The sequence below is a fragment of the Xanthomonas sp. NCPPB 2632 genome (genome assembly GCF_041228075.2).
Lineage (GTDB): Bacteria > Pseudomonadota > Gammaproteobacteria > Xanthomonadales > Rhodanobacteraceae > Luteibacter.
In genome coordinates, this window is the sequence record NZ_CM192979.1 from 1,554,945 (window position 1) to 1,579,155 (window position 24,211).

Genomic DNA, 24,211 nt, shown 5'->3' on the forward strand with positions numbered 1-24,211 from the left:
TTTCCTTATGAGTTCCCTATAAAGCCTCGGAGGCGAAGTCGGCGAGTCTGGAGCGCTCGCCGCGTTTCAGGGTGATGTGCCCGGAATGGGCCCACATCTTGAAACGGTCCACGGCGTAGGTGAGGCCGGAGGTGGTTTCGGTGAGGTAGGGCGTGTCGATCTGCTCCACGTTGCCCAGGCAGACGATCTTGGTGCCGGGGCCGGCACGGGTGATCAGCGTCTTCATCTGCTTCGGCGTGAGGTTCTGCGCCTCGTCGATGATGAGGTAGCGGCTGAGGAAGGTACGGCCGCGCATGAAGTTGAGCGAGCGGATCTTCACGCGGGAGGCCAGCAGGTCGTTGGTGGCCTGGCGTCCCCACGAGCCGCCTTCCTCGGGATTGGCGAGCACTTCGAGGTTGTCGGTGAGCGCGCCCATCCACGGCGTCATCTTTTCTTCTTCCGTGCCGGGCAGGAAACCGATGTCCTCGCCGACCGATACCGTGGCGCGGGTCATGATGATCTCGCGGTAACGCTGCTGGTCCATCACCTGGGCCAGGCCGGCGGCAAGCGCAAGCAACGTCTTGCCCGTGCCGGCGGTGCCCAGCAGCGTGACGAAGTCGACGTCCGGGTCCATCAGCAGGTTGAGCGCGAAGTTCTGCTCGCGGTTGCGTGCCGCGATGCCCCACACGCCGTGCGCGGCGTGGGTGTGGTCGTCCAGCAGCACCAGCTTGGCCTTGCGATCCTCCTCGTCGCCGGTGATCTCGAGCACGCGCAGCTCGACATCGTTCTCGCCCGGCATGTAGAGGCATTCGTTGGCGTACCAGGGCTCGTCCTCGCGTACGCTCACCTCGTAGAACGTGCGGCCCCGCTCGTTCCACGAGCGCAGTTCCGGATGCCGGCTCCAGAAATCCTCGGGAAGTGCATCGGAGCCGGTGAACAGCAGGGCGAAATCGTCCAGCGCGCGGTCGTTCTCGTAGTCTTCCGCATCGATGCCGTAGATCGACGCCTTGATCCGGAGGTTGATGTCCTTGCTGACCAGGATGACCTGTCGGTCGGGGTACTGGTCGCGCAGGTCGATCACCGCCGCCAGGATCTGGTTGTCCGCCTTGCCGTTGCCGTGGCCGGCACGCTGCTGGAAGAACAGCCTGCCCACCGCGCCGCGTTTCAGCTTGACGCCCTGCGGGTTGGTCAACTCGATGCCGCCGCGGATGCCTTCGCCGCCACCGCGCTCGATCAGCTCGTTGATGAACCGGCTGACCTGCCGGCCGTTGCGCGAGACCTCGGAGCCGCCTTTCTTCTTTTCGTCCAGTTCCTCCAGCACCGTCATCGGTATGAAGACGTCGTGTTCCTCGAAGCGGAACAGCGAGGTCGGATCGTGCAACAGCACGTTGGTGTCGAGGGCGTAGATGCGCTTGCTTCCGGTCATACGGAAGTCACCTCATGTGGAGGTTGCGAAGACCGGCCGCACGGCGACGGCCGGGGGTGGGAGCCGCATGACGCGGAATCCGTCACGCGGTGGGAACACGCTCTAGCACGGCCTGCGCATGGCCGGGGACCTTCACCCCGCGCCACTCGGCGGCGACCTTGCCGTGGGGATCGATCAGGAAAGTGCTGCGCACCACGCCCAGGTAGCGCTTGCCGTAGAGCACTTTCTCGTGGATGACGTCGAACGCCTGGCACCAGGTTTCGTCGGGATCGGAGACGAGCGGGAAGGGCAGGGACTGCTTGGCGGCGAAGTTGGCGTGCGAGCGCACGGAATCGCGCGACACGCCGACGACCTCGGCGTTGCGCTCCTGGAACTGCGCGTAGAGGTCGCGGAAATCCTTCGCCTCGGTGGTGCAGCCCGGGGTGCTGTCCTTGGGATAGAAGAACACCACCACCCATTTTCCCTTCAGCGCGGCCAGTGACAGCGAGGAGCCGTCGCCGAGGGTACCTTCGAGTTTCGGAAGCTTCGTGGTCTTTCCGGTCATGCGCGGGGGGCGATCCTTGGGCTCAGAACTTCACGGGGTCCATGATGGCGTCGAGGTTGAGGCCATCGCACAACTCGAGGAAATCGTCGCGCAAGGCGGCGATGTGGGTTTCGGACGGAATGCCGATGGTGATCTGGGCCTGGAACATCTCCGCGCCCGTCTGCATGGCCTGGTAGCGCATGGACGACAGCTGCTCGACGCTGATGTCGCGCCGGGAGAAGAATTCGATGATCTTGACCAGGATGCCCGGACGATCGGCGGCGATCACCTCGACCAGGTAGGGAAGCAGGTGCGACGTGGGCTCGCGCGGCGTGGTGCGGTAGTGGACGATCTGCAGTTCTTCGTCGCGGGCCAGCTTGCCGAGCGAGGTTTCCAGCTTGGCCACGGCATCCCAGGCGCCCGATGCCAGCAGCATGACCGAGGTGTCGTTGCCGATGGTGGAGACGCGGGCGTCGGCCAGGTTGCAGCCGGAATCCGCGATGCGCTTGGCCAGCGCGAGGATCGGCGCGCGGTGCGCCGGCGACAGCGTCGAGATGAGAAGCTGGTTGTCGGTAGTGGTGGTGCGTGCTGCGGAACGATTCAAAGGCTTGGGTACCCATGGCGCGTCCCGCGGGGGCGGGACCATCGCTTCGGCGCCAGCTTACTTGCCCCCGTCGCACGCTAGCAAGACACCCGCGCGGGATCGCCGCCCGATCGGCCGAATGGACTACCCGGAAACGCCCCGGTAACATGGGAACGGCTGATTACTCAACGGGTTCCACCTTGGATATCTCTGGAAGCATCACCGCGCTGGCCACCCCCTTCGCCGCGGACGGTTCCCTCGATCTGGATGCCTTCGGCCGCCTGCTGGACCAGCAGATCGCCGGTGGCACGCAGGGCGTGGTGGTGGCGGGCTCCACGGGTGAGGCGCATTTCCTCGAGCACGACGAGTTCGAGCGCCTGCTGGCGTTCGCCGTGAAGCACGTGGACCATCGCATCCCGGTCATCGCCGGCACGGGCGAGGCCGGCACCGCCCGCACCGTCGCCACCACGCGTCGGGCGAAGGCGCTGGGCGCGGACGCCGCGCTGGTCGTGGCGCCGTTCTACGTGCGTCCCACCCAGGAAGGCCTCCGTCGGCATTTCCTTGCGGTGGCCGACGAAGGCGGCCTTCCCGTCATCCTCTACAACGTGCCGTCCCGTACCGGCTGCGACATCGCGCCGGAGACCGTGGCGCAACTGCGCGACCACCCCGGCATCGTCGGCATCAAAGAAGCCGTGGGCGATACGCAGCGCATCAAGGCGCTGGCGGAACTTATCCGCGCGGATTTCGTCTACCTCAGCGGCGACGACGGTTCGGCCCATCAGGCCATGCTGGCGGGTGCCGCGGGGACGATCTCGGTCGTGGCCAACCTGGTGCCGGAGGCTTTCCGCGCGTTCTGCGACGCCGCCCGCTCGGGCGATGCCACCCGCACCGCACGCGAAGTCGCCCGCCTGGCGCCGCTCATCGACGCGCTGAACTGCGCGCCGAATCCCATCCCGGTCAAGGCGGGGCTGAGCGCGCTGGGGCTCGGTTCCGCGGCGCTCCGGTTGCCGCTGGTCGAGCTCGAATCCGGCCCGGATCGGGCAAAGCTGCGCGAAACACTCTCCGCTCTGGCACCATTGGCGTCTGCCGCCTGAAGCATCCCATTCAACGGAACCTTAGTTCATGAAGAAAACCTCGTACGCGCTGGTCGTCCCGGCACTGCTCCTGTCCGCCCTGCTCGTGTCCGGTTGCGGCGCGTTCCGCTCCACCAAGGAATGGCAGAAAGCCCAGCAGGAGGCCCCGCTTGAAATCCCGCCGGGCCTGGATACGCCGTCGACGAGCGCGGCGCTGGTCGTGCCGGACGTCGGCTCGGGTGCAGCCGATGCCAAGGCCGCGGCCATCAATGCCCCGGTATCGGACGGCTTCATCCTCACGGATGCACCGGACGCCGCCTACCGTCGCATCGGCGAGCTGCTGAGCGTGGGCGACCTGGGCAAGGTGGTCGGTCACGACGACGCCAGCCACACCTACCAGATCGCCGCCACCACCAGCGCCCCGGAAAACCGCCCGGGCCTGTTCAAGCGGATGTTCGGCGGTGGCAAACAGGCCGACGGGCAGGATGCCCCGGCCTCGGCACAGGGCGGTGTCCACACCGTCGTGCTGGCGGTCACGCCCAGTGGTTCGGGCAGCGAAGTACGTGCACAGGGCGATGCCGGTGGCGTTCGCCGTGTGGTCGACTCGCTGAAGTCGCGGATGGGCAGCAAGTAACCGCACGCTGCGCGCCAACGAAAACGCCGCCCTCGAGGCGGCGTTTTTCATTCAGGAGTCGCGTCGTTCCACGAGCACAACGCGTTGATCGTCCGCAACGGGAAGGCTCAGCGCTCGATAAGATCGATCTTGCCCGGCTTGCCTTCCCAGTCCTTCGCGTCGGGGAGGCCGTCCTTGCGCTCGGTGATCACCTTCCACTCTTTCGCGAGTTCGGCATTGAGCTTGACGAACGCCTCCTGGCCCGCGGGGACATCGTCCTCGGGATAGATGGCGTTGATCGGGCATTCCGGCTCGCAGAGGGTGCAGTCGATGCACTCGTCCGGATTGATGACCAGGAAGTTCGGGCCCTCGTGGAACGCATCCACCGGGCACACTTCGACGCAGTCCGTGTACTTGCACTTGATGCAGTTGTCGGTAACGACAAAGGTCATGCGGACGGGTTGAGCACCGAAAAAGGAAAAGTGGTGCTCCCTACGAGGTTCGAACTCGTGTTCCAGCCTTGAGAGGGCCGTGTCCTAGACCACTAGACGAAGGGAGCGGGTCGTACTCGGGGTACGAAGCGCGCTAGTATAGCCAAATTCCGGCTGTCGGCAACGATTTTCTAGCCCGCTCGTCGGACGGGGTCTAATTCGTTACATTTGACCCATTCATCCCGACACCGGTTGCCGGTGGGGGCAGCCACTTGCTCGGACGCGGACGCGTTCGCCAGGACCAAGACCGCTTGAATCCCGAAACCAGGAATGAGGTCGTGCCGAAGCTTCGCGTCATTCCGCGCGACCAGCACGCCATTTCCCGCAAGAACATCAGCAAGGCCGCCCTGCGCGTGCTTTACCGACTCCACGACGCGGGCTTCGCGGCGTTCCTGGTCGGCGGCGCCGTGCGCGACCTGCTGCTGGGCGGCCACCCCAAGGACTTCGACGTGGCCACCGACGCCACGCCCGACGAGGTCAAGGGGCTGTTTCGCAACTGCCGCCTGATCGGCCGACGCTTCCGCCTGGCCCATGTCGTGTTCGGCCCCGAGATCATCGAGGTAGCCACGTTCCGCGGTACGGGCGAGGAGGGCGGCGAGGGCGATCGTCATATCGTCGACGGCCGGATCGTTCGCGACAACATCTGGGGCACGATCGAGGAAGACGCCATCCGGCGCGATTTCCGGGTCAATGCGCTGTATTACGACATCGCCGATTTCAGCGTGCGCGATTTCGTCGGCGGCATGCAGGACCTGGACGATCGCAGCATGCGCCTGATCGGCGACCCCGAGTTGCGCTACCGGGAGGATCCGGTCCGCATGCTGCGGGCCGCCCGCCTGGCGGCCAAACTCGACTTCACCATCGACGCCGCCGCCGCCGCGCCATTCGCCACGCTGGGCAACCTGCTGACCGAAGCCGCGCCGGCGCGCCTGTTCGACGAATCGCTGAAGATGTTCCTGGGCGGCCACGGCCTGAAGAGCTTCAAGATGCTCGAGGGCTGCGGTCTGCTGAAGTTCCTGTTCCCGGCCACGGCGCGCGCGCTGGAGCGGGGCGACAACGCCTTGCGTTCGCTGGTCGAGCAGGGGCTGGCCAATACCGACGCCCGCATCGCCGAGGGAAAATCGGTTACCCCCGCCTTCCTTTATGCCGTGCTGTTGTGGGGCGAGGTGCGCGACCAGGCCCATGGCTGGATCGCGCAGGGCTACGACGCCAACGAAGCCTGGCAGCATGCCGCCGTGCGCGTGGTCGGCGAGCAATGCCAGCGCGTGGCCATCCCGCGTCGTTTTACGCTCACCATGGAAGAAATCTGGTCGTTGCAGCCGCGTTTCGAGCAGATCCATCGCAAGCGGGTGTTCCGCCTGATGTCGCATCCGCGCTTCCGTGCGGCCTTCGATTTCCTGCTCCTGCGTGCCTATGAATCCGAGGGCATGCGCGAACTCGGTGAGTGGTGGGCGCACGCCCAGCAACTTCCGCCGGAAATGCTCGCCGCGGCCCTGGGTGGCGGTGGCGTGCCGGCGCACGAACCCGCCGCGTCGTCGGGCGCACCGGCCCGCAAGCGTCGTCGGCGGCGCAAGCCCACCGGGCGCGGCAAGGGTGGCTCGGGCGACGCGTGAGCGCCACGGCCTTCATCGGCCTGGGCGGCAACCTCGGCGACGTCCGCACCCGGCTGCACGCCGCCATCGCTGCACTGGACGCGGCGCCTGGCCTGCGCGTCACCGGGCGATCGCGGTTGTTCAGCACGCCGCCGTGGGGACAACTGGACCAGCCGCACTTCATCAACGCGGCGATCTCCGTCTCGACGACGCTCACGCCCCATGCCTTGCTGGACACGCTGCTTTCGGTCGAAGAGGCCTTCGGCCGCGTGCGCCAGGGCGAGCGATGGGGCCCGCGCACCCTGGATCTGGACCTGCTGGCGTTCGGTGATGCCACGATCGCCGACGATCGACTGACCGTGCCCCACCCACGCATGGCGGAGCGGGCCTTCGTCCTGCTGCCGCTGGCGGATATCGCATCCGAGTCCGTACTGCCCGGGCTGGGCCGCGTGTCCGATTTGCTCGAGGCCGTCGATGCCTCGGGGTGTCGCGCCCTTCCACGGGCGGTTCCTTGACTTCGCCCCGCCTGGGCGGACAATCCCCCCTTTCCCGCGGCAAGACGAGAACAGCGTGTACGTCGAAAAAACGAGTGCGCCGGCACGCAAGCCGGTGACCGTGCCGGGCCTGAACGCGATGAAAGCCGAAGGTCGGAAGATTGTGATGCTCACCGCCTACGATGCCAGCTTCGCCGCGCAGCTTGAAAGCGCCGGGGTGGATGTGGCCCTCGTGGGCGATTCGCTGGGCATGGTGGTGCAGGGGCGCTCCAGCACGCTGCCGGTGACCGTCGACGAGATGGTTTACCACACGGCCGCCGCTGCCCGCGGACTGGCTGCGACGCTGCTGGTCGCCGACCTTCCCTTCATGAGCGATCGCGACATCGACACCGCGATGGATGCCGCCACGCGGCTGGTCGGGCAGGGCGGTGCGGCCATGGTCAAGATCGAAGGGGCCGGTAGGGTCTGTGCCATCATCTCGGCACTGGCGGAACGCGATATCCCCGTGTGCAGCCATCTCGGCCTCACGCCCCAGTCGGTCAACCGCTTCGGTGGCTACAAGGTGCAGGGCAAGACCCGGGAAGCCGCCGACAAGCTGCTGGCCGACGCGCAGGCGGTGGAAGCCGCCGGTGCCGACCTGCTGGTGCTGGAATGCGTACCGTCGGCGCTGGCGAAGCGGATCACCGAGGCGCTGACTATTCCGGTTATCGGCATCGGTGCGGGGGTGGATTGCGACGGCCAGGTGCTGGTGGTGTACGACCTGCTCGGCCTCACGCCAGGCAAACGGCCCAAGTTTTCCAAGGATTTTCTTGCCGGACGCGATTCCATCCAGGGAGCCATCGCCGCCTACGTCGCCGACGTGCGCGAAGGGCGCTTTCCCGGCGCCGAACACAGCTTTACCTGAGGACACCCGATGCAGACCGTTACCGATGCCGCCGCGCTCCGCGCCACCGTACGCGGCTGGCGCTCCGCCGGCCAGAACGTCGGCTTCGTGCCCACCATGGGCAATCTCCACGCGGGCCATCACTCGCTGCTGAAGCTGGCGCGCGCCCGTGCCGACCGCGTCGTCGCCAGCGTGTTCGTCAACCCGACCCAGTTCGGACCGGGCGAGGATTTCGAGCGCTATCCGCGCACGCTCGCCCAGGACCAGGCCGGCCTGGCCGAGGCGGGCTGCGATGTGCTGTTCGCGCCGGATGTATCGACGCTCTATCCGTTCGGTGCGGGCGCCAGCGTGAGCATCCATGTGCCGGTCATCACCGATACGCTGGAAGGTGCGCATCGCCCAGGGCATTTCGACGGCGTGGCGACGGTGGTGGCCAAGCTGTTCAGCCTGGTCCAGCCCGACCTGGCGGTGTTCGGCCAGAAGGATTTCCAGCAGCTGAAGGTGATCGAGCGCATGGTCGCCGACCTCTCGTTGTCGGTGAAGGTCATGGCCGCACCCACGCTGCGCGACGACGATGGCCTGGCCTTGAGTTCGCGCAACCAGTACCTGTCGCCGCAGGAGCGGGCACGGGCCCCGCAGATCCACGCCACCCTGGTCCAGATGAAGGACCTGTTCGCCCAGGGGCACAGCTGGCAGGCGCTGGAGCAGGCCGCCAGTGCGCGTCTGGAACGGGCCGGCTTCGTGCCCGACTACGTGGCCATCCGGCGCGCCGACGACCTGGCCGAGCCGGCGCCGGAGCAACGCGAGGGCCTGGTCGCCCTGGTCGCCGCCCGCCTGGGCGGCACGCGCCTGATCGATAACCTCGCCCTCGACTGATTCCTTTCACAAACGGGGACTTGCGTTTCCGCGCGCGGTCCCCCATAAAGCGCTCCGACAGAGGAAGCCCACGCGACGGATGGGTCACCCTCCGTTAGAATGGGCGTTTTGCAGCCACTCATCCCCCCAGAGACCGCCATGCAGCTCAACATGCTCAAGTGCAAGATCCACCGCGCCACGGTGACTCACGCCGAGCTGAACTACGAAGGTTCGATCGCCATCGACGGCAACCTGCTCGACGCCGCGGGTATCCGCGAGTACGAGCAGATCCATGCCTGGAACATCAGCAACGGCGAGCGCTTCGTCACCTACGCGCTGCGCGCGGACGAGGGCTCGGGCATCCTGTCGGTCAACGGTAGCGCCGCGCGTCGCGTCTCCGTGGGCGACCTGGTGATCGTCGCCGCGTTCGCCAGCCTGTCCGAGGCCGAAATGGCCAAGTACAAGCCCGACCTGGTCTACGTCGATGCGCACAACCGCATCACGCACACCAACCACTCGATCCCCAAGCAGGCCGCGTGAAGCCTGGGCGTCGTCGCACGATCCTGCGGCGGCGCCTGTAACACATCCACACAATCCGCCCACGCTGCACTGCGGTAAGATCGGGGTTCCCCCTTTCCGTTGCAGCCAAGTGGAAGCCATGGACTCAAAGCAATCCCGCCTGCCCTCGTTCGAGGAGCACGCCTCCCGCCTCGCCAAGACCACGCTACGCGAACTCGTCCAGGACGATACCCGCGGTGAGCGCCTGCGTCGGCGCATGGGCCCCATTCTCCTCGACGCCTCCCGCCAGAAGCTCGACGTGGCGGCGCTGGACGCCGTCGGCGAATACATCGAAAGCACCGGCTGGAAAGCCGCGCGCGACGCGATGTTCGAAGGCAAGCACATCAACACGTCCGAAGACCGCGCGGTGCTGCATACGGCCCTGCGTGGCGGTGCCTCGCGTCACCCCGCGGCACCGGCCGATGTCCGCAAGGAGGTCGCCGACGCACTGGACAAGATGGAGAAGCTGGTCAACGCCGTGCACAAGGGCGAAGGCGAGTCGGTCGGCCTGATCCACGGCGTCACCGACGTGGTCAACATCGGTATCGGTGGTTCGGATCTCGGTCCGCGCCTGGCCGTGCACGCCCTCGAGCAGTTCCATGTCGACGGTATCCGCAGCCACTTCCTCACCAACGTCGACGGGCAGGCCGCCTACGACCTGATGAAGAAGCTCGATCCTGCCCACACGCTGGTGATCCTGGTTTCCAAGAGCTTCAACACGCAGGAGACCCTGCTGAACGGCGGCGTGTTCCGCCAGTGGATACTCAAGGCCAACGGCGGCGACGAGGCGAAGACGTCGAAGCACTTCGTCGCCGTGAGTTCCAACGACGAGGCCGTGCACAAGTGGGGCGCCTCGCAGGTGCTGCCGATGTGGGATTACGTGGGCGGCCGCTACTCGTTGTGGTCGGCGGTGGGCGCGTCGATCGCGTTCGCCATCGGCATGAACGGTTTCCGTGACCTCCTGGCCGGTGCCGCGGAAGCGGACGATCACTTCCGCACGGCGGAATGGAAGGACAACCTTCCGGTCCTGCTGGCCATCGCCGAGGTATGGAATCGTAACGTCCTCGGTACCACCAGTCGCGCCGTGATCCCTTACGTGGACTCGCTCGCCGACCTTCCGTCCTACCTCCAGCAGCTGGAGATGGAAAGCCTCGGCAAGCACGTGCATCCGTCCGACGGCAGCGAAGTGGCGGGCAAGACCGTCCCGGTCGTCTGGGGCAGCATTGGCACGAATGCGCAGCATGCCTATTTCCAGGCATTGCACCAGGGCACGGATGTGGTCCCGCTGGAATTCATCGGACTGGTCAAGCCGGCGCATCCGCTGCGCGAAAACCAGGACGTGCTGACCGCCAACCTGCTGGCGCAGGCCGCCGCGTTGTCCCTGGGCAAGACGTTCGAAGAAGCCCTGGCCGAAGCGAACACCGGCACCGAGGACGAGCGTCGCGCCCTTGCGGCACAGCGCACCTTCAAGGGCGATCGCCCCAGCACCGTGTTCATGCTCGACTCGCTCACGCCGCACTCGCTGGGTGCGCTGATCGCGCTGTACGAGCACAAGGTTTTCCTGCTTGGTCACCTGTGGGGGATCAACGCATTCGACCAGTGGGGCGTCGAGCTGGGCAAGGTCATCGCCAAGCAGATTTATCCCTCGCTGAGCAACGACAAGGATGCCGGTGATCTGTCGCAGTTCGATGGAGCGACCCGTGCGTTGATCACGGCCATCCGCGACCGCCGCTGAGCGACGCGTCGGGGCATGTGTAACGAAAAACCCGGCGATTCGCCGGGTTTTTCGTTGTCAATCCAGTTTATGCGGCGACCTGGCGGCGATCAGACTTCCAGCGTCGCCAGGTCGCCCTTTTCTTCCAGCCACTGCTTGCGATCGCCCGAGCGCTTCTTGGCCAGCAGCATGTCCATCAGCTTGGCGGTGCCGTCGTCGGCGTCGATGGTCAGCTGGACGAGGCGGCGGGTGTCCGGATGCACGGTGGACTCGCGCAACTGCGCCGGGTTCATCTCGCCAAGGCCCTTGAAGCGCGTGACGCTGACGGCCCCCTTCATCTTCTCGCGTTCGACCTTTTCCAGCATCAGGCGCTTTTCTTCCTCGTCGAGGCAGTAGAACACCTGCTTGCCCACGTCGACGCGGAACAGCGGCGGCATGGCGACGAACACGTGGCCCTCGATGACCAGGCTGGGGAAGTGACGCAGGAACAGCGCGGAAAGCAGGGTGGCGATGTGCAGGCCGTCGGAGTCCGCATCGGCCAGGATCACCACCTTGCCGTAGCGCAGGCCGGAGAGGTCGTCCTTGCCGGGGTCGCAACCGATGGCCACGGCCAGGTCGTGCACTTCCTGCGAGGCGAGCACGGCGGTGGACTCGACTTCCCAGGTGTTGAGGATCTTGCCGCGCAGCGGCAGGATCGCCTGGAAGTCCTTGTCGCGCGCCTGCTTGGCCGAGCCGCCGGCCGAGTCGCCCTCGACCAGGAAGATCTCGGTACGGGTGAGGTCGGTGGACGCGCAGTCGGCCAGCTTGCCGGGCAGGGCGGGGCCGGATGTGATCTTCTTGCGGACCACCTGCTTGGCTGCCTTGAGGCGCGCGCTGGCACGTTCGATGGCGAGCTGGGCGATCTTCTCGCCCAGGTCCACGTGCTGGTTCAGCCACAGGCTGAAAGCGTCGTGCACCACACCCTCGACGATGCCGGCGGCAGCGCGCGACGACAGACGCTCCTTGGTCTGGCCGGCGAACTGGGCGTCCTGCAGCTTCACGCTGAGCACGAAGGCCAGGCGCTCCCACACGTCTTCCGGCGCCAGCTTCACGCCACGCGGCAGCAGGTTGCGCAGGTCGCAGAACTCGCGGATGGCGTTGGTCAGGCCCGAGCGCAGGCCGTTGACGTGCGTGCCGCCCTGGGCGGTGGGAATGAGGTTGACGTAGCTTTCCTGCACCAGGTCGCCTTCCGGCAGCCAGGCCAGGGCGACGTCCAGCGCATCGGTCTCGCGCGAGAAATGCTTGACGAACAGCTGCGGGGGCAGCGCCTCGGCGCCCTGCAACTCGCCGCGCAGGTAATCGGGCAGGCCGTCCTCGAAGTACCACTCGGTGGTTTCGCCGGAGGCCTCGTCGTGCAGGCGCACGGTGAGGCCGGCGCAAAGCACGGCCTTCGCGCGCAGCAGGTGCTTGAGCTTGGAGACCAGGATCTTCGGCGTATCGAAGTACTTCGCGTCCGGCCAGAAACGCAGCGTGGTGCCGGTCTTCTTCTTCGGCACCGTGCCGATGACTTCCAGTTCGCTGGCCCGGTCGCCGTCGGCGAAGCTCATGCGGTATTCCTGGCCGTCCCGGCGGATGGTGACATCCACGCGATGGGAAAGGGCGTTGACCACGGAGACGCCCACGCCGTGCAGGCCGCCCGAGAAAGCATAGTTCTTGTTGGAGAACTTGCCGCCCGCATGGAGCCGCGTGAGGATCAGCTCGATACCGGGGACCTTTTCTTCCGGGTGGATATCCACCGGCATGCCGCGGCCGTCGTCGGTGACTTCTACCGAGCCGTCGTTGAAGACGGTCACCTCGATGGACTTCGCATGGCCCGCCAGGGCCTCGTCCACCGAGTTGTCGATCACCTCCTGCGCCAGGTGGTTCGGCCGGGAGGTGTCCGTATACATGCCCGGACGGCGCTTGACCGGGTCAAGACCGCTGAGGACTTCGATGTCGGAGGCGTTATAACGAGTATTCATCAGGTATCACCTTAGTAGCCGCCCAGCATGGAATAGCCCCGCTACACGGTCAAGGTAGGAGCGCACGATGTGCGCGAAAAGCCAACGGAGCGGCGAAGCCGTCATCCCGCGGTACCACCATCGCGCACATCGTGCGCTCCTACGGAGGGCGTTGCGCGTTCCCGGTTCGATCAAACCGGCGCGCAATGCCACTCCAGCCACGCCCGATCCTCACCCTCCAGCAACGGTGACAGCGCCGCCCGTACGGTGGCGTGATAGTCGTCCAGCCAGGCGCGCTCGGAGGGCTCCAGCAGGCGCGGCTCCAGCGCCCGACGATCGAACGGGCACAGGGTCAGCGTCTCGAAGGCGAAGAAATCACCGAACTCCGTGCTGTCGGCCTGGGTCACCACGGCCAGGTTCTCGTGGCGGATGCCATAACGGCCGGGTTTGTAGAGGCCGGGCTCGATCGAGGTGATCATCCCGGTTTCCAGCGGCACCAGCGCGCCGCCGGCCACCGGTGGGCGGATACCGTGCGGCCCCTCGTGCACGTTGAGGAAATAGCCCACGCCGTGGCCGGTGCCGTGGCCGAAGTCCATGCCGGCCGCCCACAGCGGCGCCCGGGCCAGCGCGTCCAGCTGCGGGCCGCTGGCGCCCTTGGGGAAGCGGGCGCGGGACAGGCCGATCATGCCCTTGAGTACCAGGGTCGAGTCCCGGCGCTGCTCGTCGGTGACCGGGCCCAGCGCCAGTACGCGGGTGATGTCCGTGGTGCCGCCCAGGTACTGGCCGCCGGAATCGATCAGCAGCAGGCCTTTCGCCGCCAGCGGACTGAACTGCGCTTCGGTGGCGCGGTAGTGGGGGAGAGCGCCGTTGGCCTGGTAGCCGGCGATGGTAGAGAAGCTTTCGCCGACGAATCCGGTTTGTGCCGCCCGCGCGTCCCCCACGATCGTGTCGACGTCCAGCTCCGTGAGCGGCTCGCCGGCCAGCAGGCCGGTTTCGATGCGGCGGAAGGCACGGGCCAGGGCGGCCCCGTCGCGGCGCATGACGTCGCGGATGTGGTCCAGCTCCTCCGGTGTCTTGCGGGCCTTCTGCGCCGTGGAGGGCGCGGCGGCACGCACCTGCCTGACGGACGAGGGCAGGCCTTCCAGCAGCGCGACGACCACCCTGGCCGGATCGATCAGCAGCACGGCGTCTTCGGGGAGGGCGGCCAGCGCGGACGCGGCGGTGGCGTAATCGGCGAGGACGATGCCGTCGGCGGCCAGCGCCGCCCTGGCATCCGCAGGCACCTTGGCCGCGTCGACGAACAGCGTGGCCCGGTCGTCCGCCACCAGCAGGTGGGCCAGGAACACCGGGTTGTAGTCGACGTCGGCGCCACGCAGGTTGGTTAGCCAGGCGATGTCGTCCAGGCTGGAGACGAAGTGATGCGTGGCACCCGCACGACGCATGGCCGTGCGCACATGGCGGAACTTGTCGGCGCGGTCGACGGCGGCGAACGGGGCCAGGTGGGCGAAAACCGGCGCGTCGGGCCGGCTTGGGCGGTCCGGCCAGGCGGCGGCAGGCAGGTCGAGGTCGGTGCGCAGGGTGGCACCGACCGCCGCCAGCCGCTTGGCCAGCCCTTCGGCGCCCGCCAGCGACAGGCTGTCACCCGCCACGGCCACGGTATCGCCTTCGCCGACCTGCCCGGCCAGCCAGCCGACATGCTCAGGCGTGTGCGCCACGTTCAGTTTCATCAGGGGCAGGCCGCTGCCGGCCAGTTCGGCCTCCGCCTGGGAGAAATACCGGGAATCGGTCCATACGCCGCCACCGCTGGCGGTGACCACCAGGGTGCCGGACGACCCGGTGAAGCCGGAAAACCACTCCCGGGCCTGCCAGCGCGGGGGTAGGTACTCGGACAGGTGGGGGTCGGCCGTGGGCACGACGACGGCGGCGATGCCTGCGCGGGCCATGGCGGCGCGCAGGGCCTGGAGACGGGCGGGGATGGGCGTGTCGGTCATTTCGCCATGGTAAAGCCAAGGCGGCTGCACGGCACGTTCATCGTGCCCCTCGCGAGTGGGGGCGCACTTGGGTAAAATACCGGTTTCCAGCACTGGCTGCTCGCATGACTCCCCTGATTTTCGTCACCGGCGGTGTGGTGTCTTCCCTCGGGAAGGGCATCGCAGCGGCGTCGCTCGCGTCCATTCTCGAGGCGCGGGGTCTCTCCGTCACCATGATGAAGCTCGACCCGTACATCAACGTGGACCCGGGCACCATGAGTCCCTTCCAGCACGGCGAGGTCTACGTCACCGACGACGGTGCCGAGACCGACCTCGACCTGGGCCACTACGAGCGCTTCGTCCGCACCCGTCTCACCGGCAAGAACTCCATCACCGCCGGCAAGATCTACGAATCGGTGATCCGCAAGGAGCGCCGCGGCGACTACCTCGGTGCCACCGTGCAGGTCATCCCGCACATCACCGACGAGATCAAGCACTCCATCCACGAGGCCACCCGCGGCTACGACGTGGCGCTGGTCGAGGTGGGCGGCACCGTGGGCGACATCGAATCGCTGCCCTTCCTCGAGGCCATCCGCCAGCTGCGCATCGAGCACGGCGCGGAGAAGTGCATGTTCGTGCACCTCACCCTCGTGCCGTATATCAAGGCCGCCGGCGAGATCAAGACCAAGCCCACCCAGCATTCGGTGAAGGAACTGCGCTCCATCGGCATCCAGGCCGACGTGCTGCTGTGCCGTTGCGAAGAACCCCTTCCGGACGCGGAGCGCCACAAGATCGCGCTGTTCACCAACGTGCCCAAGAACGCCGTCATCAGCACCATCGATGTCGACGTCATCTACAAGCTGCCCATGTGGCTGCACGAACAGGGCCTGGACGACCTGGTCATCAAGCGGCTCGGGCTGGATGCCGGCCCGGCCGACCTCTCCAGCTGGGTGCGCACGGTGGAAGCGGTTGAACACCCGCGCGACGAGATCAACGTCGCCATCGTCGGCAAGTACGTCGAGCACAAGGACGCCTACAAGTCGCTGGCCGAGGCGCTGCGTCATGGCGGCATCAACCAGACCACGCGGGTCAACCTCAACTGGGTGGATTCCGAAGATGTCGAGGCCCGCGGCGCGCGCACGGTTCTGGGCGACGCGGATGCCATCCTGGTGCCCGGCGGCTTCGGCAAGCGCGGTTTCGAGGGCAAGATCCTCGCCGCGCAGTTCGCCCGCGAGACGGGCGTGCCGTACTTCGGCATCTGCTACGGCATGCATGCCGCCGTGGTCGAATTCGCCCGCAACACGGCGGGACTTACGCAGGCCGACTCGAGCGAGAACGACCGCAACACGCCCGATCCGGTGATCGGGCTGATCACCGAGTGGACGACCGCCACCGGCGAGACGGAAACCCGCAGCGAGCGCTCCGACCTCGGCGGCACCATGCGCCTGGGTGCACAGGAATGCCGCCTCAAGGCCGGCACGCTGGCCCGCGAGCTGTACGGCGAAGACGTGGTGCGCGAGCGCCATCGCCACCGTTACGAGTTCAACAACCGCTATCGCCAGTCGTTCGAAGACCTGGGCATGGTGATCTCGGGCAAGTCCATGGACGACCTGCTGGTCGAGATCATCGAGCTGCCGCGCCATGTGCATCCGTGGTTCCTGGGCTGCCAGGCGCATCCGGAATTCACCTCCACCCCGCGCGAAGGCCATCCGCTGTTCATCGGCTTCGTCCGCGCCGCCCGCGAATACAAGGCCGTGCGCGAAGGCGAAAGGCTTGCCACCCGTTCCGAGGAGTCCGCCGCATGAAGCTTTGTGGTTTCGATGCTGGCCTCGACCAGCCGCTGTTCCTGATCGCCGGCCCCTGTGTCATCGAGTCGATGCAACTCCAGCTGGATGTCGCCGGCAAGCTCAAGGAGATCACGGGGCGTCTCGGCATCAACTTCATCTTCAAGTCCAGTTTCGACAAGGCCAACCGCTCGTCCGGCGGCAGCTTCCGCGGCCCCGGCGTGGAAGAAGGCCTCAAGGTGCTGGAGGCCGTGAAGCGCCAGATCGGCGTGCCGGTCATCACAGACGTGCACGAGTACACCCCGATGAACGAGGTGGCCGCCGTGGTCGACGTGCTGCAAACCCCGGCCTTCCTCTGCCGCCAGACCGACTTCATCCAGAACGTCGCGAAAGCCGGCAAGCCGGTCAACATCAAGAAGGGCCAGTTCCTCGCCCCCTGGGACATGAAAAACGTCGTACAGAAGGCGTTCGACGTGGGCAACCACGACATCCTGGTGTGCGAGCGCGGCGCCAGCTTCGGCTACAACAACCTGGTGTCCGACATGCGCTCGCTCGCGGTCATGCGCGAGACGAACTGCCCGGTGGTGTTCGACGCCACGCATTCGGTGCAGTTGCCGGGCGGGCAGGGCACCACGTCGGGCGGTCAGCGCGAGTTCGTGCCCGTGCTGGCGCGTGCCGCCGTCGCCGTCGGCGTGGCCGGCCTGTTCGCGGAAACCCACCCGGATCCGTCCAAGGCGCTGAGCGACGGTCCCAACGCGTGGCCGCTCGACCAGATGGAAGAACTGCTCGAGACGCTCATGGAACTGGACGGCGCCGTCAAGCGCCGCGGTTTCGCCAACCACGCCTGATGCGCATGCGCCGGGGTATCCCCGGCGCCGACGCAACGCATTCGTCCTGATCGATACGGCTGGCCTTATGCTGTCCGTTATCGTCCTGAAGTCATTCACCTCGTAACGGGAACAGCATGAGCACTTCGATCACCACGATCCACGCCCGCGAAATCCTCGATTCCCGCGGCAACCCGACCCTCGAAGCCGAAGTCACCCTGGCCGACGGCTCGTTCGGCCGTGCGGCGGTACCCAGCGGTGCCTCCACCGGCACGCGTGAGGCCGTGGAACTGCGCGACGGCGACAAGAGCCGTTACGGCGGCAAGGGCGTGCGCAAGGCCGTGGACAACGTCAACGGCGAGATCGCCAAGGCGCTGGCCGGCTACGACGCGCTCGACCAGAAGGGCCTGGACGCCAGGCTGATCGCGCTGGACGGCACCGACAACAAGGGCAAGCTCGGCGCCAACGCGCTGCTGGGTGTTTCCATGGCCGCTGCGCACGCCGCGGCCACCTCGAAGAAGCAGGCGCTGTGGCAGTACCTGATGGTGGACGGTGGCGGCACGCTGCCGGTGCCGATGATGAACATCATCAACGGCGGCGCGCATGCGGACAACAACGTCGACGTGCAGGAGTTCATGGTGCTGCCCGTGGGCGCGCCCAGCTTCGCCGAGGCCCTGCGCTACGGCGCCGAGATCTTCCACGCGCTGAAATCGGTGCTGAAGGGTCGCGGGCTCAACACGTCGGTGGGTGACGAGGGCGGCTTCGCGCCCAACCTCAAGTCCAACGTCGAGGCGCTGGACACCATCCTCGAGGCGGTGAACAAAACGGGCTTCAAGGTGGGCAGCGAGATCCTGCTCGGCCTGGACGTGGCCAGCTCGGAGTTCTTCAAGGACGGCAAGTACGACCTGGAAGGCGAGGGCAAGGTGTTCACGCCGGAACAATGGGTCGACACGCTGGCCTCGTGGTCGAAGCAGTACCCCATCGTCACCATCGAGGACGGCATGGGCGAAGGCGACTGGACCGGCTGGGCGCACCTCACCCAGGCCATCGGCGAAGGTATCCAGCTGGTCGGCGACGATCTCTTCGTGACCAACCCGAAGATCTTCCAGGAAGGCATCGACAAGAAGATCGCCAACGCCATCCTGATCAAGGTCAACCAGATCGGCACGCTGTCCGAGACGCTCGAAGCCATCGACATGGCCCATCGTGCGAAGTACGCCGCCATCGTGTCGCACCGCTCGGGCGAAACCGAAGACACCACGATCTCCGACATCGCCGTGGCCACCACCGCGACGCAGATCAAGACCGGCTCGCTCTGCCGCACCGATCGCGTGGCCAAGTACAACCAGCTGCTGCGCATCGAGGAAGCCCTGGGCGCCAAGGCCAGCTACGCCGGCCGCAACGCATTCCCCAGCCTCTCCAAGCTGCCGGGCTGACCCGGGCTTGAGCAACGCGGCAATCCTGCGCTGGATCGGCCTGATCCTCGTCATCATCCTCATCGCGCTGCAGCTGAAGCTGTGGGTCGGCGGTGGGGGCATGGCCGAGGTCGATTCATTGCGCGCCTCGGTGGCCCAGCAGACGGCAGACAACGCCGCCCTGCAAAAGCGCAACCAGGCCCTGGCCGCGGACGTGGAAGACCTGAAACACGGCGAACAGGCCACCGAGGCGCGCGCGCGCCAGGAACTGGGCCTGGTCAAGCCGGGTGAAACCTTCTACCAGGTGGTGGAACCGGGGGCCGCGGTCAGCGCACCCCCGCCCCCGCCGCCCGTCGCCCCGCCCGGCGGGCAGTGATGGACGCGTTGTGGTGCGTGCTTCCCGCCGCCGGCAAGGGCGTCCGGGCCGGCGGCGATCGTCCCAAGCAATACCAGTCCATCGCGGGGCGGCCGCTGCTGGATCACACGCTGGAGAGGCTGGCCGCGCATCCCCGCATCGCCGGTCTGGTGGTGGTCATCGCCGCGGACGATCGGCACTTCGCTTCCGTGGACACCGTGGGCGGCAAGCCGCTGGTGGTGACCACGGGCGGCGGTGAGCGTAGCGATTCCGTGCTGGCCGGGCTCATGGCCCTGCCCGCCTCGGTGGGTGGCGACGACTTCGTACTGGTGCACGACGCGGCGCGGCCGTGCGTGCGTGCCGCCGACATCACACGGCTGATCGATCTGGCCGCAGAAGGTGAGGGCGGTCTGCTCGGGGCGCCGCTGCGCGACACGCTGAAACGGGCGGATGCCACCGGCCACAGCGCGGGCACCGAACCACGGGAGGGCCGCTGGCGCGCCTTCACGCCGCAGATGTTCCGTCGCGGCGCGCTGGCCCATGCACTTCGCCTTGCCGCCGACGCGGGTATCGTGGTCAGCGACGAAGCGATGGCCATGGAGCGCGTGGGCGTATCGCCACGGCTGGTCGAAGGTGCGGAAGACAATATCAAGGTGACGACGCCGGCCGACTTCGCGCTTGCGGAATTCCTGCTGCAGAGGACTCGATGATGCGGATCGGCCAGGGTTTCGACGTCCACGCGTTCGGCGATGGCGACCACGTGATGCTGGGTGGCGTGCGCGTGCCGCACGGGCAGGGCGTGCTGGCGCACTCGGACGGCGACGTGGTGCTGCACGCCCTGTGCGACGCACTGCTCGGCGCCCTGGCGCTGGGCGACATCGGCAAGCATTTTCCACCATCGGACGAGCGCTGGCGTGGGGCCGACAGCCGCAGCTTCGTCCGTGCGGTGCGCGACATGCTCGCCGAACGTGGCTACCGGCTCGGCAATGCCGACCTGACGGTGATCTGCGAGTCGCCCAAGGTGGGGCCCCATGCACAGGCCATGCGCGACACGATCGCCGACGACCTGGGCGTGGATATCGACCGCATCAGCATCAAGGCCACCACCACCGAGACGCTGGGCTTCACCGGTCGGCGTGAGGGCATTGCGGCACTGGCCACCGTGCTGGTGCTGCCTACGTGAGCGAGACCGAGTCGCGCACCTCGACGCCCCGCCTGCACGACCGGCTGGAGGCGATCACGGGGTTGCTGCGGCGGCGCGAAGACCTGCTCGCGCACGCGGGCGCGGCACCGGACGATGACGGTGCCGCCATCGGGACCGCCGACGCGGAACTCCAGGCGCGCCTGGACGAGCTGCATCCGGCCGACCTGGCCGACGTGCTGGAATCGCTGCCGCTGGAAGATCGCCTGGCGGTCTGGCAGCGCGTCCGTTCGGACCGCGACGGCGAGATCCTGTTGGAAGTCTCCGATTCGGTGCGCGAAACGCTGATCGCGGACATGGACGACAGCGAGATCCTCGCGGCGGTCGAGCCGCTGGACGCGGACGAACTGGCCGACCTGGTCGACGACCTGCCGACCGAAGTGCTACCCGAGCTGATGGCCAGCCTGGACGCGCAGGAGCGCGAGCGCGTGCAGGCCGCCATGTCCTACGAGGACGACCAGGTCGGCGCGCTGATGGATTTCGACATGGTCACCATCCGCGAGGACATCAGCCTCGAGGTGGTGCTGCGCTACCTGCGGCGTTTCGACGAACTGCCCGCGCAGACCGACAAGCTGTTCGTGGTCAACGCAGGCAACGTGCTGACCGGCGTGCTGCCGCTGCACTGGCTGTTGGTGAATTCGCCGGACCGCATGGTCCACGAGATCATGGCGCCCGACGTCAATACGTTCCGCCCGGAAGACGACGCCTACGACGTCGCCCAGGCCTTCGAACGCTACGATCTGGTCACCGCGCCGGTGATCGATCACCAGCAGCGGCTGATCGGTCGCATCGCGGTGGACGCCATGCTCGACTTCCTCCGCGAGGAAAGCGAAACCGAGGCACTGTCGCGCGGCGGCCTGCGCGAGGAAGAGGACATCTTCGCCTCGGTGTGGAAATCGGTACGCAACCGCTGGGCGTGGCTGGCCGTGAACCTCGTCACCGCGTTCATCGCGTCGCGGGTCATCGGCCTTTTCGAGCACTCCATCGAGAAGCTGGTCGCGCTGGCGGCGCTGATGCCCATCGTGGCCGGCATCGGCGGCAACTCCGGCAACCAGACCATCACCATGATCGTTCGCGCCATGGCGCTGGAACAGGTAGGGCCCTCGCAGGCCAAGCGCCTGTGGCGCAAGGAACTGGGCGTGTCCCTGATCAACGGCCTGGTCTGGGGTGGCTGCATCGGCGTGGTGGCCTGGTTGCTCTACGGCAGCGTGTCGCTGGGGCTGGTGATGACCTCCGCGATGACGCTCAACCTTCTTCTTGCCGCTTTCATGGGTGTGGGCATTCCGATGCTCATGACCCGTATGGGTCGCGATCCCGCGCTGGGCTCCAGCGTGCTGATCACGGCCGTGACCGACAGCGGCGGTTTTTTCATTTTCCTGGGGCTGGCGACGATTTTCCTGCTCTGAAGGCCCGATATGAACGACTCCAACGAACTTCCCTTCGCCTTCGGCGAACCGCCCCTGCGTGGACGCCTGCGTTCCCGTGCCGAGGACTTCTTCGTCGAGGAAATCCTCGGTTACGAAGCCGACGGCGCGGGCGAACACGCGTTCCTGCTGGTGGAAAAACGCGGCCAGAACACCGAATGGGTAGCGCGTGAGCTGGCCAGGTTCGCCGGCATCCAGGCGATGAACGTCGGCTACGCCGGGATGAAGGACCGCCACGCGGTCACACGCCAGGTGTTTACCGCGCACCTGCCGGGCAAGGCCGATCCGGACTGGTCGGCGTTTCCGGGGGAGGACGTGACCATCGTTTCCGCCGCGCGCCATTCGCGCAAGATCAAGCGGGGCGCACTGCGAGGCAACCGCTTCGTGATCGTGCTGCGTGAGGTGGAAGGCGAGCGTGACGCCGCCGAGGAACGCCTGCACGCCATCGCGGCACGCGGCGTGCCCAACTACTTCGGCGAGCAACGTTTCGGCCTGGGCGGCAACAACGTGGATCAGGCCCGGGCGATGTTCGCCGGCCGCCGCGTGGATCGCGACAAACGCTCCATCCTCCTTTCCGCCGCGCGCTCGCACATCTACAACGGCGTGCTGGCCGAACGCGTGCGTAGCGGGCAGTGGGACACACCGCTGGACGGCGAGATCTGGTCGCTGGAAGGCTCACGTTCCTGGTTCGGGCCCGAGCCGTTCAACGACACGCTGGCCGAACGCCTGGGCCGTTTCGACATCCATCCATCCGGTCCGTTGTGGGGCGATGGCGACACGCCGGCCGCCGAAGCGGCGGGCGAACTGGAGCGATCGGTGGCCGCGCGCGACGCAGACCTGGCCAAGGGCCTTTCCGGTGTACGCATGGACCAAGAGCGGCGCGCGCTGCGCCTGTTGCCGCGCGACCTGGCATGGCGCTGGCTGGATGACGACGGCGGCGCCGAAGGCCGTGCGCTGGAAGTCTCGTTCGGCCTGCCGGCCGGTGCCTACGCCACCACGGTGCTGCGCGAACTGGCCCGCTGAGCGTCAGCCCTTGAGCAGGACCACCACCGCGCCGGTGCCGCCCTGCATCGGCCGGGCGGAGGCGAACGCGACCACGTCGTCGCGACGACGCAGCAGCCGGTCGGTCAGCCCTTTCAGGACGGGGCCGGCGGCTTTCGAGCGCAGGCCCTTGCCGTGGATGATCCGAACGCAGCGCAGGCCGTCGTGCCGGCATTCGGCGAGGAAGTCGGCGATGCTCAGTTGCGCGGCGGCGACGTTCATCTGGTGCAGGTCCACCTCGGCCTGGATGCTGAACTGACCGCGCTTGAGCTGCTTCAGCAGCTTGGGCGGATAGCCGTCGCGCAGGTAGAACAGCTCTTCGCCCACCTCCAGCTCGGCCGGGTCGTAGTCGAACAGCAGGGAATCCGCCGGGACGGCGGCTTCGTCGGCGTCGCGCATGTGCGGGTGGGGTGCCGGCCGCGGGCGCTCCGGTCGGGTTTCCACGGGCGCCATGGGCCGAACGTCGCCGATCGCCTGGCGAAACAGCAGGCTGTCGTCGTCATTGACCGTAGGCGCGCGTCGCTTCATGTCCGACATCCTAGCTGGCCTTTCGTGAATCCCGCTGCCCGGTCCGGTAGACTTACCGGGTCGGGCGATCGCCACCACGGGTGGGGTCGCCACACCCGTTTTTCGATCTGGATCAGCATGCAAGTTCTGGTGAGCAACGACGACGGCGTGGAGGCTCCGGGTATCCGGATTCTCGCCGAGCGTCTGGGCGAGTTCGGCACGGTCACGGTGGTGGCCCCGGACCGCGACCGGTCGGGGGCGAGCAACTCGCTCACCCTCGATGCGCCCATCCGTGCGCAGCGCATGGATAACGGCTTCCATCGCGTGGCCGGCACGCCCACCGACTGCGTGCATCTCGCCTTGTCCGGCCTGCTAGAGCACACCACCGACATCGTCGTGTCCGGCATCAACAACGTCGCCAACCTGGGCGACGACGTCATCTATTCCGGCACGGTGTCGGCGGCGATGGAAGGCCGGTTCCTCGGTCTGCCGGCCATTGCGGTCTCGCTGGTCACGGGCGAGGGCACGGGCCGTCATTTCGACTCGGCCGCCAGCGCCGTGCTCATGCTGATGCAGCGCCTGATCGTCGATCCCCTGCCGGCCGACACCATCCTCAACGTCAACGTGCCCGACCTCCCATGGGAGGCGATCCGCGGTTTCGAGGTCACCCGCCTGGGGCGTCGTCATCGCGCCGCGCCGGCCATCCGCACCGAGGACCCGCGCGGTCGCCCCCTGTGGTGGATCGGCCCGCCGGGCGAGATCGACGACGCCGGCCCCGGCACGGATTTCGACGCGGTGCGCCGTGGCTATGTGTCGGTCACGCCGATCCACACCGACCTCACGCGCTTCCAGGCGCTGGAAAAAGTCAGCAGCTGGATGCTGGCGCTTTCCTCGGCGATGGACAGCGAGGAGGCCGCCTGACGT

At 67.1% G+C, this 24,211-nt stretch carries 24 protein-coding genes and 1 tRNA gene; 17 read left to right on the forward strand and 8 right to left on the reverse strand.

From position 1 onward, the window contains the following. Window positions 1-16: 16 nt before the first annotated feature. The 3 genes from AB8808_RS07040 to AB8808_RS07050 all read right to left on the reverse strand — a co-directional run bounded on the left by AB8808_RS07040 (window position 17) and on the right by AB8808_RS07050 (window position 2,574). A complete protein-coding gene (locus AB8808_RS07040) occupies window positions 17-1,405 on the reverse strand; it encodes a PhoH family protein (protein ID WP_036142747.1) in 1,389 nt (462 codons plus the stop codon). A gap of 82 nt (window positions 1,406-1,487) precedes the next feature. Further along, window positions 1,488-1,949 carry a peroxiredoxin gene (locus tag AB8808_RS07045; protein WP_036142744.1) on the reverse strand — a complete coding sequence of 154 codons (462 nt, stop codon included), beginning with the start codon at window positions 1,947-1,949 and terminating at the stop codon, window positions 1,488-1,490. A gap of 22 nt (window positions 1,950-1,971) precedes the next feature. Next, a complete protein-coding gene (locus tag AB8808_RS07050) occupies window positions 1,972-2,574 on the reverse strand; it encodes a glycine cleavage system transcriptional repressor (protein WP_036142741.1) in 603 nt (200 codons plus the stop codon). Window positions 2,575-2,711: 137 nt separating this feature from the next. On the opposite strand from AB8808_RS07050, the gene dapA reads away from it, so the two are divergent. Continuing rightward, entirely contained in the window at window positions 2,712-3,605 is an 894-nt protein-coding gene (gene dapA / locus AB8808_RS07055; RefSeq protein ID WP_036142738.1) for a 4-hydroxy-tetrahydrodipicolinate synthase, read from the forward strand. Between the two features lie 28 nt (window positions 3,606-3,633). After that, entirely contained in the window at window positions 3,634-4,218 is a 585-nt protein-coding gene (locus AB8808_RS07060) for a hypothetical protein (RefSeq protein ID WP_369927971.1), read from the forward strand. Window positions 4,219-4,325: 107 nt separating this feature from the next. On the opposite strand, the gene fdxA is transcribed toward AB8808_RS07060, so the two are convergent. Next, window positions 4,326-4,649 carry a ferredoxin FdxA gene (gene fdxA / locus AB8808_RS07065; protein WP_036144742.1) on the reverse strand — a complete coding sequence of 108 codons (324 nt, stop codon included), beginning with the start codon at window positions 4,647-4,649 and terminating at the stop codon, window positions 4,326-4,328. 31 nt (window positions 4,650-4,680) lie between these two features. Beyond that, window positions 4,681-4,756: transfer RNA gene (locus AB8808_RS07070), tRNA-Glu, on the reverse strand. A 210-nt stretch (window positions 4,757-4,966) separates the two neighbouring features. Between AB8808_RS07070 and pcnB the strand changes: the two genes are divergently transcribed. The 6 genes from pcnB to pgi all read left to right on the forward strand — a co-directional run bounded on the left by pcnB (window position 4,967) and on the right by pgi (window position 10,805). After that, complete coding sequence (gene pcnB, locus AB8808_RS07075; protein ID WP_369927973.1) at window positions 4,967-6,301, forward strand: polynucleotide adenylyltransferase PcnB; 1,335 nt, start codon at window positions 4,967-4,969, stop codon at window positions 6,299-6,301. Next, window positions 6,298-6,795 carry a 2-amino-4-hydroxy-6-hydroxymethyldihydropteridine diphosphokinase gene (folK, locus tag AB8808_RS07080; protein ID WP_369927975.1) on the forward strand — a complete coding sequence of 166 codons (498 nt, stop codon included), beginning with the start codon at window positions 6,298-6,300 and terminating at the stop codon, window positions 6,793-6,795. Before pcnB ends, folK begins: the two co-directional genes overlap by 4 nt. 118 nt (window positions 6,796-6,913) lie before the next feature. Continuing rightward, window positions 6,914-7,678, forward strand: a complete 765-nt coding sequence (panB, locus tag AB8808_RS07085) for a 3-methyl-2-oxobutanoate hydroxymethyltransferase (protein ID WP_506193268.1) — start codon at window positions 6,914-6,916, stop codon at window positions 7,676-7,678. Between the two features lie 9 nt (window positions 7,679-7,687). Next, entirely contained in the window at window positions 7,688-8,533 is an 846-nt protein-coding gene (panC, locus tag AB8808_RS07090; RefSeq protein ID WP_036142725.1) for a pantoate--beta-alanine ligase, read from the forward strand. A 138-nt stretch (window positions 8,534-8,671) separates the two neighbouring features. Further along, on the forward strand, window positions 8,672-9,052 hold the full coding sequence (gene panD, locus AB8808_RS07095; protein WP_036142722.1) for an aspartate 1-decarboxylase: 381 nt from the start codon (window positions 8,672-8,674) through the stop codon (window positions 9,050-9,052). A 118-nt stretch (window positions 9,053-9,170) separates the two neighbouring features. After that, entirely contained in the window at window positions 9,171-10,805 is a 1,635-nt protein-coding gene (gene pgi, locus AB8808_RS07100; RefSeq protein WP_369927982.1) for a glucose-6-phosphate isomerase, read from the forward strand. An 89-nt stretch (window positions 10,806-10,894) separates the two neighbouring features. Here pgi and parE read toward each other — a convergent pair whose 3' ends face one another. After that, entirely contained in the window at window positions 10,895-12,784 is a 1,890-nt protein-coding gene (parE, locus tag AB8808_RS07105; RefSeq protein ID WP_369927984.1) for a DNA topoisomerase IV subunit B, read from the reverse strand. A 170-nt stretch (window positions 12,785-12,954) separates the two neighbouring features. After that, window positions 12,955-14,754 (reverse strand): M24 family metallopeptidase, encoded by a 1,800-nt coding sequence (locus AB8808_RS07110; RefSeq protein ID WP_369927987.1) that lies wholly within the window; start codon window positions 14,752-14,754, stop codon window positions 12,955-12,957. 104 nt (window positions 14,755-14,858) lie between these two features. Here AB8808_RS07110 and pyrG point away from each other — a divergent pair, with 104 nt between their 5' ends. The 8 genes from pyrG (at window position 14,859) to truD (ending at window position 22,762) form a co-directional block, all read left to right on the forward strand. Then, window positions 14,859-16,538, forward strand: a complete 1,680-nt coding sequence (pyrG, locus tag AB8808_RS07115; protein WP_369927989.1) for a CTP synthase — start codon at window positions 14,859-14,861, stop codon at window positions 16,536-16,538. Next, window positions 16,535-17,365 carry a 3-deoxy-8-phosphooctulonate synthase gene (gene kdsA / locus AB8808_RS07120; protein WP_285401160.1) on the forward strand — a complete coding sequence of 277 codons (831 nt, stop codon included), beginning with the start codon at window positions 16,535-16,537 and terminating at the stop codon, window positions 17,363-17,365. Before pyrG ends, kdsA begins: the two co-directional genes overlap by 4 nt. 116 nt (window positions 17,366-17,481) lie before the next feature. After that, window positions 17,482-18,780: a phosphopyruvate hydratase gene (gene eno / locus AB8808_RS07125; RefSeq protein ID WP_369927992.1), complete on the forward strand. Its 1,299-nt coding sequence runs from the start codon at window positions 17,482-17,484 to the stop codon at window positions 18,778-18,780. Window positions 18,781-18,802: 22 nt separating this feature from the next. Further along, a complete protein-coding gene (ftsB, locus tag AB8808_RS07130) occupies window positions 18,803-19,135 on the forward strand; it encodes a cell division protein FtsB (protein WP_036144740.1) in 333 nt (110 codons plus the stop codon). Then, window positions 19,135-19,824 (forward strand): 2-C-methyl-D-erythritol 4-phosphate cytidylyltransferase, encoded by a 690-nt coding sequence (gene ispD / locus AB8808_RS07135; protein ID WP_369927994.1) that lies wholly within the window; start codon window positions 19,135-19,137, stop codon window positions 19,822-19,824. The genes ftsB and ispD overlap by 1 nt, the downstream gene beginning before the upstream one ends. Continuing rightward, the gene (gene ispF / locus AB8808_RS07140) at window positions 19,824-20,297 is read left to right on the forward strand and encodes a 2-C-methyl-D-erythritol 2,4-cyclodiphosphate synthase (protein ID WP_369931341.1); all 474 of its coding nucleotides are present in this window, start codon (window positions 19,824-19,826) and stop codon (window positions 20,295-20,297) included. The genes ispD and ispF overlap by 1 nt, the downstream gene beginning before the upstream one ends. Then, entirely contained in the window at window positions 20,294-21,721 is a 1,428-nt protein-coding gene (mgtE, locus tag AB8808_RS07145; protein ID WP_354516481.1) for a magnesium transporter, read from the forward strand. Before ispF ends, mgtE begins: the two co-directional genes overlap by 4 nt. 9 nt (window positions 21,722-21,730) lie before the next feature. Next, entirely contained in the window at window positions 21,731-22,762 is a 1,032-nt protein-coding gene (truD, locus tag AB8808_RS07150) for a tRNA pseudouridine(13) synthase TruD (RefSeq protein ID WP_369927997.1), read from the forward strand. 3 nt (window positions 22,763-22,765) lie between these two features. On the opposite strand, the gene AB8808_RS07155 is transcribed toward truD, so the two are convergent. Further along, window positions 22,766-23,308, reverse strand: coding sequence for a Smr/MutS family protein (locus tag AB8808_RS07155; protein WP_369927999.1), 543 nt, complete (start codon window positions 23,306-23,308; stop codon window positions 22,766-22,768). Window positions 23,309-23,425: 117 nt separating this feature from the next. On the opposite strand from AB8808_RS07155, the gene surE reads away from it, so the two are divergent. Next, window positions 23,426-24,208 (forward strand): 5'/3'-nucleotidase SurE, encoded by a 783-nt coding sequence (gene surE / locus AB8808_RS07160; RefSeq protein ID WP_369928001.1) that lies wholly within the window; start codon window positions 23,426-23,428, stop codon window positions 24,206-24,208. The last annotated feature ends 3 nt before the right edge of the window (window positions 24,209-24,211 follow it).

Bases quoted from the DNA above. Each gene is read 5' to 3' on its own strand.
- parE (WP_369927984.1), bottom strand. From the start codon at position 12,784: ATGAATACTCGTTATAACGCCTCCGACATCGAAGTCCTCAGCGGTCTT.
- AB8808_RS07060 (WP_369927971.1), top strand. From the start codon at position 3,634: ATGAAGAAAACCTCGTACGCGCTGGTCGTCCCGGCACTGCTCCTGTCC.
- AB8808_RS07110 (WP_369927987.1), bottom strand. From the start codon at position 14,754: ATGACCGACACGCCCATCCCCGCCCGTCTCCAGGCCCTGCGCGCCGCC.
- AB8808_RS07040 (WP_036142747.1), bottom strand. From the start codon at position 1,405: ATGACCGGAAGCAAGCGCATCTACGCCCTCGACACCAACGTGCTGTTG.
- pyrG (WP_369927989.1), top strand. From the start codon at position 14,859: ATGACTCCCCTGATTTTCGTCACCGGCGGTGTGGTGTCTTCCCTCGGG.
- panD (WP_036142722.1), top strand. From the start codon at position 8,672: ATGCAGCTCAACATGCTCAAGTGCAAGATCCACCGCGCCACGGTGACT.
- panB (WP_506193268.1), top strand. From the start codon at position 6,914: ATGAAAGCCGAAGGTCGGAAGATTGTGATGCTCACCGCCTACGATGCC.
- kdsA (WP_285401160.1), top strand. From the start codon at position 16,535: ATGAAGCTTTGTGGTTTCGATGCTGGCCTCGACCAGCCGCTGTTCCTG.
- AB8808_RS07045 (WP_036142744.1), bottom strand. From the start codon at position 1,949: ATGACCGGAAAGACCACGAAGCTTCCGAAACTCGAAGGTACCCTCGGC.
- ispD (WP_369927994.1), top strand. From the start codon at position 19,135: ATGGACGCGTTGTGGTGCGTGCTTCCCGCCGCCGGCAAGGGCGTCCGG.
- surE (WP_369928001.1), top strand. From the start codon at position 23,426: ATGCAAGTTCTGGTGAGCAACGACGACGGCGTGGAGGCTCCGGGTATC.
- fdxA (WP_036144742.1), bottom strand. From the start codon at position 4,649: ATGACCTTTGTCGTTACCGACAACTGCATCAAGTGCAAGTACACGGAC.
- truD (WP_369927997.1), top strand. From the start codon at position 21,731: ATGAACGACTCCAACGAACTTCCCTTCGCCTTCGGCGAACCGCCCCTG.
- panC (WP_036142725.1), top strand. From the start codon at position 7,688: ATGCAGACCGTTACCGATGCCGCCGCGCTCCGCGCCACCGTACGCGGC.
- AB8808_RS07050 (WP_036142741.1), bottom strand. From the start codon at position 2,574: ATGGTCCCGCCCCCGCGGGACGCGCCATGGGTACCCAAGCCTTTGAAT.
- pgi (WP_369927982.1), top strand. From the start codon at position 9,171: ATGGACTCAAAGCAATCCCGCCTGCCCTCGTTCGAGGAGCACGCCTCC.
- ispF (WP_369931341.1), top strand. From the start codon at position 19,824: ATGCGGATCGGCCAGGGTTTCGACGTCCACGCGTTCGGCGATGGCGAC.
- AB8808_RS07155 (WP_369927999.1), bottom strand. From the start codon at position 23,308: ATGAAGCGACGCGCGCCTACGGTCAATGACGACGACAGCCTGCTGTTT.
- eno (WP_369927992.1), top strand. From the start codon at position 17,482: ATGAGCACTTCGATCACCACGATCCACGCCCGCGAAATCCTCGATTCC.